Annotated in this window: 13 protein-coding genes and 1 pseudogene; 2 read left to right on the forward strand and 12 right to left on the reverse strand. The window is 37.3% G+C overall.

Going from position 1 to position 13,375, the window contains the following annotated elements; genetic code table 11:
• Positions 1-333, forward strand: a pseudogene (locus ACZFYI_RS07050) (hypothetical protein); the annotation flags it as partial.
• Between the two features lie 150 nt (positions 334-483).
• Here the strand turns inward: ACZFYI_RS07050 and ACZFYI_RS07055 are convergent.
• The 7 genes from ACZFYI_RS07055 to ACZFYI_RS07085 all read right to left on the reverse strand — a co-directional run bounded on the left by ACZFYI_RS07055 (position 484) and on the right by ACZFYI_RS07085 (position 5,336).
• Entirely contained in the window at positions 484-984 is a 501-nt protein-coding gene (locus ACZFYI_RS07055) for a YybH family protein (protein ID WP_462523419.1), read from the reverse strand.
• A gap of 1 nt (position 985) precedes the next feature.
• Positions 986-1,867 (reverse strand): NmrA/HSCARG family protein, encoded by an 882-nt coding sequence (locus tag ACZFYI_RS07060; RefSeq protein WP_462523420.1) that lies wholly within the window; start codon positions 1,865-1,867, stop codon positions 986-988.
• 94 nt (positions 1,868-1,961) lie between these two features.
• Complete coding sequence (locus ACZFYI_RS07065) at positions 1,962-2,543, reverse strand: Crp/Fnr family transcriptional regulator (protein ID WP_462523421.1); 582 nt, start codon at positions 2,541-2,543, stop codon at positions 1,962-1,964.
• Between the two features lie 116 nt (positions 2,544-2,659).
• Positions 2,660-2,950: a hypothetical protein gene (locus tag ACZFYI_RS07070; protein ID WP_462523422.1), complete on the reverse strand. Its 291-nt coding sequence runs from the start codon at positions 2,948-2,950 to the stop codon at positions 2,660-2,662.
• Between the two features lie 135 nt (positions 2,951-3,085).
• Complete coding sequence (locus tag ACZFYI_RS07075) at positions 3,086-3,508, reverse strand: hypothetical protein (protein ID WP_462523423.1); 423 nt, start codon at positions 3,506-3,508, stop codon at positions 3,086-3,088.
• A gap of 431 nt (positions 3,509-3,939) precedes the next feature.
• Positions 3,940-4,533: a DUF6090 family protein gene (locus ACZFYI_RS07080; RefSeq protein WP_462523424.1), complete on the reverse strand. Its 594-nt coding sequence runs from the start codon at positions 4,531-4,533 to the stop codon at positions 3,940-3,942.
• Positions 4,534-4,697: 164 nt separating this feature from the next.
• Positions 4,698-5,336: a TetR/AcrR family transcriptional regulator gene (locus ACZFYI_RS07085; RefSeq protein ID WP_462523425.1), complete on the reverse strand. Its 639-nt coding sequence runs from the start codon at positions 5,334-5,336 to the stop codon at positions 4,698-4,700.
• Between the two features lie 104 nt (positions 5,337-5,440).
• On the opposite strand from ACZFYI_RS07085, the gene ACZFYI_RS07090 reads away from it, so the two are divergent.
• Entirely contained in the window at positions 5,441-5,995 is a 555-nt protein-coding gene (locus tag ACZFYI_RS07090) for a cupin domain-containing protein (RefSeq protein ID WP_462523426.1), read from the forward strand.
• 181 nt (positions 5,996-6,176) lie between these two features.
• Here ACZFYI_RS07090 and ACZFYI_RS07095 read toward each other — a convergent pair whose 3' ends face one another.
• The 5 genes from ACZFYI_RS07095 to rhuM all read right to left on the reverse strand — a co-directional run.
• A complete protein-coding gene (locus ACZFYI_RS07095; protein WP_462523427.1) occupies positions 6,177-8,186 on the reverse strand; it encodes an alpha/beta hydrolase family protein in 2,010 nt (669 codons plus the stop codon).
• Positions 8,187-8,407: 221 nt separating this feature from the next.
• Positions 8,408-9,505, reverse strand: coding sequence for a serine hydrolase domain-containing protein (locus ACZFYI_RS07100; protein WP_462523428.1), 1,098 nt, complete (start codon positions 9,503-9,505; stop codon positions 8,408-8,410).
• A 331-nt stretch (positions 9,506-9,836) separates the two neighbouring features.
• Positions 9,837-10,244 carry a DUF3592 domain-containing protein gene (locus tag ACZFYI_RS07105; RefSeq protein WP_462523429.1) on the reverse strand — a complete coding sequence of 136 codons (408 nt, stop codon included), beginning with the start codon at positions 10,242-10,244 and terminating at the stop codon, positions 9,837-9,839.
• 519 nt (positions 10,245-10,763) lie between these two features.
• Positions 10,764-12,245, reverse strand: coding sequence for a nucleoside hydrolase-like domain-containing protein (locus tag ACZFYI_RS07110; protein WP_462523430.1), 1,482 nt, complete (start codon positions 12,243-12,245; stop codon positions 10,764-10,766).
• Between the two features lie 134 nt (positions 12,246-12,379).
• A partial coding sequence (gene rhuM / locus ACZFYI_RS07115) for a RhuM family protein (RefSeq protein ID WP_462523431.1) occupies positions 12,380-13,375 on the reverse strand: 996 nt, incomplete at its 5' end.

Here is a 13,375-nt window from a genome sequence, read left to right on the forward strand (position 1 = left end):
TATCAGCCATTGGGTTTTACCAGTATCGATTTTGCGTACAATGGCATCCGCTTGCCCGATCCATATAATGACGCGAACCTTTTTCTAATCGGTCCAAGGTTTGATTTTACCTTCAGCAAATCACTCTTTTGGACTACTTTTGTCCAATACAATAGTCAAATCGATAACGTAAATATCAATTCCCGTTTGCAGTGGAGATTTGCGCCGGTTTCGGATTTTTTCTTGGTTTATACGGACAATTACCTCGCTGAAAGTCAGGAAGGGTTTATTCAATTCGGTGGTTCAAAATCACGCGCCTTGGTATTCAAGATGACTTACTGGTTGAATTTGTAGGGTTTTTTTTGGGGAAATGGTCGGGTATAAAAACAGTAGCGGCTTAAAAGTATTTCACTTTCAAACCGCTACCGAATTGTTTAATTGATCTGACCCTTCAATAAACTTATAGCCTGATTTTACTTTTATACAATGTTGTAGCTAGTTTTTTTATTTTCTTGGTTCAGTCTTGTTAAACATATATCGGGCAATTTTCCATTCTCCATTCACTTTTTCAAAGACAAATAATTCTCTGTTTGCTTCTGGAATGATATCCCCGGTCGCATGGATCAATGTAGTGCCTTTTGAGCTTGTTATGGCAAAAGCCATGTTTGCCTCCACTTGAATTTCTTCAATAAAGAACTCAATGTTCAGTTGAATTTGAGAAAATACATATTCGTATGACTTCAAAATACCTTCTGAACCAATTCCTGACGGTGCTTCTGTTGGCATGAAGATCCCATCCTTCGTGTAAAGTGATTGAGCTAATTTTGCATCTGATGTGTTCAATGACTTTTCATACTCACTTAATAGTGCCTCTATTTTTTGTTTCTCTTGTTTTTCCATGATTTCTGAGTTTTCTGCTGAATAATTTGTTGATTCTTGATCATTGTTTTCGTTGCACGAAGCCATCATAACAATGGCTAAAAATGCTATTCCAATTATTTTCATTTTACTGTGCATTTTGTTTGATCCATTCATCCAAAGCGATGAATTCACCGGTAGCCATTTCTTTGGCTAACTCAATTTGCGGTTCAGCCCCCGGTCCCATATAGGTATAAGCTTCAAAGTATGCTAGCATTTGAGCAATTTCTCCTGCTCCATGAAAAAAGGTAGAAAATACCTCTCCGGGAACTTGAGTGAAGCTGTACTCCTTGCCATTTGACTTGTAGGCAGCAAGCACATCATTAAAACTGTACAAATCAGTCGCCAATGACAGATAACTTCCTTTGCCTACCTTCTCAGGGGCTAAAAATGCTCCTGCCACCACTTTACCCAAATCATTGATATCTGCCATGTGAATTACTTTTTTGTTCGGGTCGATTGGCAAAGTCCATCCCTTGCTTCCGTCCTCTTTGGGTTGAGGCCCCATCATGCCAATAAAATTCTGAAAGTAAAAAGGCGGCTGAACAAACGTGTAGTTTTCGAACCCGGCATTTTCTACCAATTCATCTACTTTTGCTTTGCCTGTAAAATGGGGTACATCAAATTGTCCCTTACTTATGTTCTCAACATCCGGCAATGTTGACCAAATAAAATGATTTACTCCGGCATCTTTTGCTGCTTGGATAGCAACTTTTCCCTGTGCAATTTCATCCGCACCTTCCCAAAAATTGGTAACCACAAAAACACCGTGAGCACCCTTAAATGCATTAGTTAAAGATTCAAGGTCTGTTAAATCAGCTTTTACCACTTCATCAACCTTATCTTGGTATTTATTGGGATTCCGGGTAATAGCTCGTACTTTAAATGAGCCATCCTTTATTAAAGCATTTACCACTGCTTTTCCTTGTTGACCGGTCGCACCTACGACTGCAATTATTTTATTTTCCATCGTGTATTTTTTTTAAGTTTAACAACAATACAAAAATGGAGTAGGTGAAGCAGATTCACCTTTAAGGTAGATTAAGAAAGAATCTTAATGTAGATTAAGATTTGCTGATTTTCTTACGTATGGTGCTTAGGAACTCCGGGGTTACGCCCAGGTAAGAAGCAATTTGAACATTAGAAATTCGATTGAAGAAATAAGGATATCTGTCCAGGAAGTCCAGATAGCGTTCCTCTGCAGTGGAGCTGATATTTTGAAGTATTCTATTCTGTAGACTCACCATCCCATTTTCGGCAAGAACCCTAAAAATTCGATTGAATTTAGGAAAGTCTACAAAGAGTTTTAGTTGATCTTCTTTTTTGATTTGAAGTATAATGGAATTCTCCAATGCCTCTATGTGTAGTTTGCTTGGTTCCTCAGAATGGAAGCTCCCTATATCGCCTATCCACCAATGCTCTACGGCAAATTGCAGATTATGCTCTCTACCTTTTTGATCAACCAAGTACATTCGGAAACAACCCTCGACAATGAAAGTATTGTGCTTACAAATATCGCCTTCCTGAAGGATGAATTGCCTTCGTTTAACTCTTCGCTCTTTGAAATAATTGCCTACAATAGACCTTTCTTCTTCGCTTAAAGGAAGATGTTTTTCAAAATAGTCTATTAATGGTTTTGTTGTCATTTTTCAAAATTTGCTACCAACGTTCAAAAACCTATGAAACCCTAATGCACTAAACCATGTATTGTGCTTTCAAGATTTCATATGTTTCTCAATATAATTGTATTAATATTTATTATCTAATTGAGTAATTCGTCAGTTACCTGCAAAGTGTGATTGAACGTAAAACCATTCACCTTTTCAGTTTCCCAGTTAAAAAATTCTGATGTTTTCAATAGTAAAACTTCAATAAAACCTCCGTTTGTTTCCTTCCATAAATAAATTTCTTCCTCAGTCTGTGTAAAAAATTCTTCCGCAGCTATAAGTATAAGTCTATCGCCATCGAAAGCTGCCTCTTCAATTTCTATTGTATTGAAACGTGGGATTTCAATTATCCGCTCATCAAGTCCAGAACCTGTGTTGTAATACAAATTAATAGACGATTGATTTTCGATATTAAAGTGGTTGTAGCTAGTTATTGGGTCAGATGTCCAGGAGAATATGCATTGAGTCAAAATGAAAGCTCATATTAATCGAATTATTTTCATCGCTGGATAATTCTGTTTTTAATATATTTTAATCCAAGTCTGGGTATAATTCGCTCCGCCTTCAGTATAGTCAATTGTAAGTTGTTTTTGACCTTGGTCTACTTCGAATTCAAATGTAAATTCATCATTGTCATCATCAATGAATACTACGGTCTGATTGATAATGTCTACTTCGAATGTACCACTGTTTACTAAGCCATTTCCCTTGTATGTTAACAATCCAAAATAATCACTGACATTATCATCAGGTTCAAACTCCAAAAACTCACAACACCTGGGCAACATGTCGGAGATAACTCCATTCAATACTTCATCCTGTATTTCCCAACGACCAAATAATCCAGTCTCTTCGAGCCTATCAAGCGGAGCAGGATCATTCTCTTCACATTGGAAAGCCATTAAAAATGGTAAGAAAAGCATCAATTTAAAGTACTTTTTCATAGTTCAAATTTTTGAGAAAATACTAAATAGAAGGGCTTGATAAAAACTTTTTATGTTATCAAATCTTTGTGGAAATATTAATGACTCCTTATCTGAATAGTCAGCGAAATTTTAAATTTAATGAAGCACAAAGGTTAATACATGCGGCTTTGCGGCGTTTAGCCGATATGATGGTCATGTACATTGTGTATGCCTTGATTGGTAAATAAAGTCTTGGTTCTTTAAAGCTATCAGTTACTGATATCAGGATAGTTCTCTACAAAGGCTATCGATGGATCGCTGACAGGTTTTTAATTATACGACCGTTCTTGGTTTAATACAACTGATCAAAACTAAGGTAGCTATCGGAAGTGGTGTGAGACTTGTGCGCCGTAGCGTAGGCCCACTGTGGCCGTATAGCTCACGGCGGTCTACTCGATTGTAGGTAGGCTTTATTCCTTTTCGTTCTCCAATTTCTTTTGGTTCTTATCTAAAAACTCTGAATAAGATTCCAAAAGAGCATTTTCACTGTCAAGGATATCATTTAAAAAATAGGCCAACTTTATAATGACCTCCTCACCACCTTTGTTAATATTTTCATAGACAAAGTCGGTTAATCTTCTGGTTTTTAACTGGAGTAACTCTGATTGAGTTTCAATGTCTAAAAGCTTCGATATAATATCATACTCCAATAGCTCTGCTCTATGATTGATGAAAAATCTCAAGCTTATACTTTTACTAACTGCGACTTGAAATCCCCCGGAATTTATGATCAATTCACCAAGTGTTAATTCGGGGTCTATAGGCTCGCTTCCCTCTAACTTTTCACGAAGTATTTCAAAAAGCTCAAGATGCCGATTAAATACAGTATCCATATCTGCTTGGCTCAACTTGATGTCATTTTCTAATGCCAATAAAGCTTTTTCAATGTATTTCTCATTGTCCACCCTTTCTTTGTAGTTGCCTATAGAAACGGCAATCAACACCCCTATAACCACGATAGTGATTTCTTTAAAATAGTCTAAAATTGGACCTCTTTTTTTCATAGTTCTTTCAGTTTACTTACAACGGCTAAAAAACCCTGTACTGCTTCCTGCCATTTGGCAGTCCCCGGTATTGCGTTTAGTGGATGTTGAATGGTTTGTCCTTTGGAAGGAAGGCTCCCGGGTTCCTGCTAATTGTTGTCATGGTTCAGATAGCGGATTTACTATTAGTAATGGTCTATTTTGACCAATATTGGCTCTAGAATATCGATACCCTTTTTTGTTAAGTATGGTTTATAAGCTTGGAAAGTAATAGCGAGTGCTCTTTCGACCTTTTGAGCGTCAGTTAGCTCAGGGAAGTAAATTAAAAATTCCTGTTGCCAGAATATGACAAGAATATTTAACATGGCACTTAGAGCATGTGATTCTGTAACCAATTCCTTTCTTGCCAATTCTTCATTTACCAGTTGTTTGTTAAGTTGCTCCCACGAATCAAATCGGATTTTTAAAAAATCACTCAAATATTTTTGCGCTTCCGGAAATGAGTTAATTATTTCACCATAGCGTTTTTGCAAAATACATTTATATTTTAGTTGAGTTTCGAAAACAATTTTAACCTGGTAAAAATAATCGGTCAAAGCATTCATATTTGTATCTGTATGGTCGGAAAGTGCCTTGTCAACAGCCTTTCCCCATTCTTCCACTAATGCATATACTATATCACTTTTGGCAGGGAAATAGTAAGTCAGATTTCCCAAACTGATTTTTATTTTTTTTGCAATATCCCGTGTGGTAACACCATCAATTCCCTTCTCATTAAATAATTCGAGGGCTGTTTCCAATATATCTGCTCTTCTATTGCTCATAGTGAATGTAAAGATATAAAATAAATAGGTCATTGTACTATTTTTTTCAAATAAAGTATTAACTTTGGGTCACTGACCTAATTGTTAAACTTAAAAAGCGAACCATGGCAAAGACAAATCAGGTAATCGAAAACAAAACCTTTGGTGATAAGTGTCAATTCTTAGTTACATCAGAAGACTCCAAAGCTGAATTATTGAAATTCAAATTTTGGTGCAAGCCAGGTGGAGAAGGACCACCATTACACTATCATCCGGCCCAAAGCGAGAGTTTCGAAGTCGTGAGTGGTGAATTGAGTGTAACCTGTGATGGAGAAAAGAGAATTTTGAAGAAGGGGGAAAAATTTACTGTCAGGCCAAATACTGCTCATAAATGGGCGAATGAGGGCAGTGAAGAGGTAGTAGCCATTTTTGAATTAAGACCGGCACTAAGAACAGAGGACTTTCTGGAAACCTTATACTCCTTAGACGTACAAGGCAAATGCAATAAGAAAACCGGATTACCGGGTACCTTGCAGTTTTCCGCAATTTTGAACGAATATTATGGCGAGTTGTTTGTGGTTGGACCACCAATACCTGCTCAAAAGATTATGGCAAAAGTAGTAGGTGGATTCGCAAAACTAATTGGATATAAAGGTTTTATCCCCTTTCCAAAAAATTAATGTTGGATGAATTTTCTTAATGATAAACTCCTGGTTTTTGTCGAAGTAACAAAAATAAAAAACATAGGTTTTGTTCTTGGAATTTCGGACGATTAATTTGCAGGCCTTTTGTCCTGTCATTGGCTATAATGGCTAGTATATGGCGCGTTTCAATGCGCTATATACATTGTGGTGTACAGTTTTACTCTTCCATGAGTTCGTCCATAAACTGCATTATTGCAGAAAAAAGATAAATACCCTCTAAAGGACTTTGGCCATCTCCCGTATGTCCTGCACTGGAAGCTTCTATATACCATAAGTTACCTCCGTTTTCTTCGATTGCCTTCACAATTTTTCTTGCCGATTCAACCGAGACCCTTGCATCTCTTGCACCTTGATACATTAACAGTGGCTTGCTTATAAATTGCGCATTTGTTACGGGAGAAACTTGTCTGATGGCGGCATTTATTTCTGGATTTGTCCTATCGCCAATTTCGGCTTCATCCCATCCAACAAGCAGTCCGGATTCCCTTTGTGCGTCAGGATCTAAAGTAGCTCCATTGATGCTTATACCTCCAAGAAATAAATCAGGATATTTAGCCAATGACGCCATGGTCATAAAGCCTCCCCATGATGTTCCCATTAGAATGATTTTCTCATGGTCAAGGTCTTTCTGCGTTTTTATCCAATCGACAAGGGCTTTTACATCTTCAATTTGTTTACCTCTTTTATCCTGGTCATCGGACTTTTCGAACGAAACCCCATATCCTGTAGATCCCCTGTAGTTGGGCGTAATTACAGCAAATTTGTTTTGTGTCATCTGAGCTGCCGACATGTTATAGGGTTCATCATAGGCATCAGGACCTCCATGAAACATGACCAGTACCGGGTATTTTTTGTCTGAAGTTTGTTTTGGCTTATAGATATATGAGTGAATGCCTTCCATCACCCCAATAACGGAGTCTGTGGTAGGATACGTAAATTCTTCAAAAGTTATTTCAGGATTAGTTGGAGCCGAATGATCAAGATCTATTACTTTGAAAGAAGCACGTTCAATATCCAATAAACACAACTCGGTACTATTTAGTGAATACTTTGAGAAGTAGACTTTATTATTCTGAGGGTGAATAAGGAAGGGGTGATTGCTATAGGTTACCTGTACCGGATTTTCATAATCATCATATAGGGTGATATTCTTCCCCACAATTCTGTCGTAAGCGAGTAGTTTACCAAACCCCTTGTTCATATAATAATATACAAGGTACCGCTCGTCTGCAGTGAGCGCAATATGACCAATATCTCCTTCAAGCTCAGGAGATCGTTGGGTCAGCAGTTTTGTATTTTTGTTATACTCCCAGATTACTGAAAATTCATTGGAAAGACCAGAAGTGCCTGTACGGACATAGTAGGCAATTGAATCATTCTTTGTCTGTAAAAAACGTTGGTGCCTTGAGTACCATGTAAACTGTGTGCCATGAAAGAATTTTGTTTGCCCTTCTTCTTCAAATTCCAGTTCAGCTACACCGGTTTCAAGGTTTACCCTATAAAGCTTTCCATCTTGCTCACTAATTGATTGAAGTACATAGGCATTTTCCATCTTGGCATCAAATCCTTGCACCTCCACAAGACCCTTAAATGAACATAATTCTTTAGGGGTACTAACATCAGCTAATGATAATTTATAAAGTGTGTTTTTTGAGGTTGTGTGGTCTTCATTATAGACCAGCAAAATGGAATTATCGGGTGAAATGCCAAAACCTGTAACTGATGAATTGCCAACAAATATGGTGTCGGTTTGCCCTGTTTGAACATTGAGTCTCAATAAGTCTCTATCCTCTTCAGCATTTTTTACATTTAAATATAGAAACGTTCCATCTTTTAGTCTTCGTGCCGAACTGCCGTAAGCGGGATAGGGAAGTATCCCCGGAAAGGGCAAAATTGAGTCAGTTTCTGAATTAGCAAAGAAGGAACCATAAGGCTTTCTGAACAACAAATTTTGATTATTATCAAAACCCACCAATATCGAATAATTAGGCGCGGCAGAAGAAGATAAGACAGATATTGCACTTCCTATTCCAATTTTTGGAACATTTTTCGTTATCAATGATCCAGGCTTGGGTACACCAATAATTAAAAGTACAACTACTAAAATTCCTATCAATCCAATGATTGATAGGAAAATCCACTTTATAATCTTTAGGATTTTTTTCATCATTAGTAATCTAATACAAATTATACACAACGGTCAAGTAAAAGCGTAGTGCGGGATTTCGGAGCGATTCACCTTCTGCCTACCGCAAAGCTTCTTAGGAGCAAAATAGCTCATTTTTAACCATTCAGCCTGCATTACGCTTATACATTGTTGACAATAGTTTCTATTCTATTCAACTTCTTTTTATTGTTCTAAGCAATAATACTTTACGCTAATGAATACTAAAGCTTATTATAATCAGTTTTGGAAATTCTATTGTAAACCAGTTTCTGAAAATCAGTTCTCCAATCACGATTTAGTTTAGTTGTATTAGCACAAGCAGTAATAACTATACCTCTTTCTGGAAATACGAAAAACATAGACTGAAATCCCAAAACTCCTCCAGTATGAAAGATCATGTTTATGGAATCATTTTGAATAATATCCAAACCATAGCCGTACTTGACGTCCTTACCCATATCTATATCTGTAGCATAAGGAGTCATCATTTTCACCAAAGTCTCTTCCGATAGTAATATATTTGATGTAAAGGTTTTGCCAAGTTTAGATAGGTCCACAACTGTTGAATACATGTTTCCTGCGCCTCGTTTAATGAGCATATTATCAAAATCGGCATTCTCTACATTTCCATCAACATTAACTTCGTATCCTTCTGCTCTCTGCATTAATAATTGATTAGGGTAATCTCCGCCAGAATTTAGCATTCCCAATTTTTCAAAAACCTCTTCTTGAACAAAAGTATCAAATGGCTTATTACTGACTTCTTCTACGAGTATTGAAAGAACAAAATATCCAATATTGCTGTAGTTCATAGCAACACCAGACTCTTGTATTAATGGAAGGGTTTTATAAATCTCAAATGTTTCTTCAATTGTAAGATTATGTTTTGTCTCCACAAGTTCTGATTGATGCGCAAGTCCTGATGTGTGAGTCAATAGTTGATGGATCGTAATATCTTTCCAAGTAACTGGAATATCAGAAAGGTATGTAGCTAGATGCTCGTTTACATCGATAAGTCCTTTCTCAACAAGAATCATGACTGCAATGGCAGTAATAGGTTTGGAAATAGAGCCAATTCGAAATTTTGTATCTATAGTGTTTTCTGCCAAAAGCTCTCTACTTGCGTATCCAAAAGATTTGGAATAGATAATTTCCCCTTTAATAGCAACTAATGCATTACCACTAAAATTTTCAATGTTTTGAAAAAAATCATCAAATTCTCGATATTCTCCATTAGAAGGTTTCTTCTTATCACTACCATTACAAGAACAGACCAAAGTGATGATTAGCAAGAAGAATATGAGTTTTTGGAAATTCATATATTGAATAAGGCTTGTGATAAGTTGTTCATTATTTCGTTTTGTTTAAGTATCGCACAACTTTTGTGTTTGCGATGTGGCCGGCTTCCGAAGCCGCGCGTTGTCCCACGAAACCAAACGTTGTATTTTAAAATTACTAAAATTTAACCAGTCGCCCGGCTATAGTGCAAAAATGTTGTTGTGGCCAGTTGGGTTTTGATATAATCATGAAATAGAATGACAAGTGACGATATACATAGCTGAATCTACACAGATGCAGTTTGGGTGCTTAAACAATCCTGTCCTGCACCAACATTGCTTCTCGAAGTTTATTCTTGGTTAAAGCGACAGTTTATCCTTTTAAGGATTTAACTCCACCTATGAGCATGACTAGTCCAACTATGCCCAGAATCAATACCAGTCCCCAATTATCCCAAAAACTATCTATAACCACCGAATCAGGGGATTCGGGAGTATACCTCAATGCAACCGACTCACCCTTATCTAAGTATTTTACACTGCCTTCTCCCATGATCCTCGATGTCCTGCTATTTCCATCTAAGTCTGTGTAGGAAAGAATGGCTGAATAAGTTTTGGAATCTCCCGTTCCTGAGCTTCCTGTTTCTTCTACAGTTCCTAAAACCGCTACTGAATTGGCAAGAAAATCGGATTTTTGAGAATAAATAAAAACACATCCTGCTAAAGCAAACACTCCTATCAGGGTGAGAGTAATTCCACTTTTTTTGGTTGATTTTTCCATACTTCAAATTTTAGACTAAGATAAAATATTTTCATTCATATATTAAATCCAGATTTGTCATTGTTGTTTTGTGCGAAAGGTAAAACCAAAGATACAGGCTGTTTACCACTTTTTTTTGCTCTTCTCATAAACGAAAAGTTCTGAAAGGAATCGCCTCTCGGACCTTATTTCTTCCGGCATGAGGATAATTATCGATGTATTGAGTGATATCATCCTGTAGGGATAGTTTGTCTTCGTCAGCTAGTCATTGGGTGTCTATTGTGAACTGTTCAAATGGGATTAGTTTCTTCTCCATTAAGCAATTATTTTCTTCATTGTCCGTGGAGTCCAATTTATCACCGAGCTATAAAATGTGAGAAGAGAAGAGTCAGTTTTTATTTTTTGTCAGCCGAAAATTGTCGCTTGGTTAATCTATACACGGAGTCAACCCAATTGGCCACAACGGCTAAAAAACGCTGTACTGCTCCGTGCCATTTGGCAGTCCCCGGTATTGCCAATACGATGTAAGCGGAAGTGATTCTATTTCGGTAATATAGTTACAATGATTCTTTTGTATCTTGATAACTGAGGTATTCCTTTGTCTGTAATTTTCAGAATAATATGTACAGTTTCTTTTTTCTCCACATCTGGTGCGGTTATCCAAATGTTATTATAATTTTCAGGAGAAACTTGGATGGGTTTTTTATAAGTACCTGCCTCGGGATAGTCAAACCACAAATAACTAAAACTGTCGCCATCAGGGTCATAAGTATCTGACGCATCAATGCCAAATCCCTGACCCGATTTCACTGTAATTTCATCTTTCTGATTGATTACTGGCACAGGTGGGTGGTTTGCATTTTTATATTCCGCTACACACCAATCCATACGTGCTGCAAAGTCGTTTTGAAAATCTTCACGCCAACGCCATAGCGAAGCTTTATTATCGTTGTACTGAGTGGTATCTAATTTAATTACTCTTCCGAAGTTATTTGGTATGAAATGGCGGTAATTGTCTGTTGCATTTGTCCATATAGGTCTTGTTTCAGATTCAAAAGGAACACCTGAATTTCCTTTTTTTTGCTTAGTGAAATCGGGCTTATACAATTCATAACGACCACCCCAACCGCCCCAATTAGGGTATTCAGGATTGTTCAGCCCATTTGGTATTAGATTTAAAAATGCAGGGGTATCGCCTTCCATGCCCCAAGCTACATCAGGATAAGCTGCTCCAAGGTGTCCGTGTGCTTGTTGTATATTTTGTGCTAACCATTTATTACTGATTTCTTCATTACTGATGCCTTTTATTTGACTGTTTATTGCAATCCACGTAGCACTTCCATAATCATCACCAGGGCTTACTATATAGTGTAAATCCGGAAAATTATTTCTCATCCAAATACCACTATCGTCCTGGTCGGAAATAGTGTAAACCCTGAGTTTTGCAATGAGCCGCTTCAATTCCGTGGCATTTTTCGTTTCTTTTAATTTGAATAATGCCTGAGCCAAAGTATTTGCCCCACCCCATACAGATATGTGTAGGGGTCTTGGGTCATTGTCTTCAAGAATTTTTATTATCCAGTCAGACCCTTCTGAATCCTGTCCCTTACCGACTCCGAGCATACCGTATTTTGCCAATCCTTGTTTTATTGTCAGTAAAAGTTCGTTTTCAGTTGGGAAGCCCGGTTCGTGCTTATTCAGATTGGCTTGTACGTTTCCATAAGCCTTTACAATTTTCTTTATGGATTCAGGTGCCACCCTGCTTTTTTGCCAACAAGAGGTCGTAGCAATCATTCCTTTGATATCTATTTGGTTGGCGTATAAGAGCAAACGAACAAACGACTGAGCATCGTCTGGGTCTGCTTCAATATCAGAGAGAATAATCACTCTATTTTTGGTGACGCTTTGAGAGTGTACTGTTTGAGAATAGAAAATTGAAAATGTAGTGATACATAGAATTGTTAGTGTTTTCATTTTCTTTTTTGTTGATTTTTCACTTGATGTTATTGATGTCGTTTTCATTTCCGCTATCGGGATTCAGCTTAGAGACGGCGGGCTTTCGAAGCCGTTCCCTTCCAGCCTACTCCGAACTTCTTTAAGATACTAAACTTTCTATTTACTCGGAACCGCCCGCTGTATCCAAGGTGATGTTGGACTCAGTTCTTTATTAGGTTTACTATCAGTTTAATCATCAAATCTCTTTGCTCAGGTAGACTTTGTGCTACTGCCAAAGCGAATGCTACCAAAGTATTTTCATTTATTTTTCTTATTCCTCTTTTATCCAAATGATAACTGTTCTGCTCTAAAAACCATACAAATAGAAATGAACCTATTCTCTTGTTTCCATCGCTGAAGGCATGGCCTTTGATGACAGAATATAACAATTGCGCTGCTTGCTCTTCAATGGTTGGATATGCCAATTCTCCAAAAACCGTTTGGGAGATACTTCCCAATATTCCTCTGAATGAATCATCTTTCTCGTTTCCGAAAAGCTCTCCGGCTTCTCCTTTCTGAACCAATTCCCTCTTTAATTGGTGAATGGCTTTCTTGACATCATCATAGTTGATGACATAAATGATTTCTTTTGAAAGGTTATCGAGCTGAAGATCTTCTGAATCATACCTGTTGAGCAATTCAAAAGATTTGGAATACTTTGAAATAATATCCAAAAATCCTTCTGTCAATACTCTTTGTGACTCAAATGTTCTTTCCCTTAAAGTATCAAGTTGGTTTTCTAGCTGAATTATTTTTTGACCTTGTTTGCTCAATAATTCGCCGTTGATGGCATAACCCTGCACTAAGTAATCTTTCAATCTTTGGGTTGCCCATTTTCTGAATTCAATGCCCACTGGTGATTTTACCCGATATCCAACTGAGATCACTACATCCAAATTGAAAGCTGAAACCGCCCTTTTTACTTTTCTTTCTCCTTCTTTTTGAACTTGGCGGAAATTCCGCCAAGTTGACTCTTTTTCCAATTCTCCCTCTTTATAAATATTTCGGATGTGTTCACCAATCGTCCTTCTAGCTTTTCCAAATAACTCAACAAGCTGCTGTTCGGTAACCCAAACCGTATCGTGCTCCCCATCCAAAATGATTTCAAATTCATTATTCCCTTGGGAAGGTTTGAAAACTACTATTTCAGAAATGAA

Source organism: Aquiflexum sp., assembly GCF_977115555.1.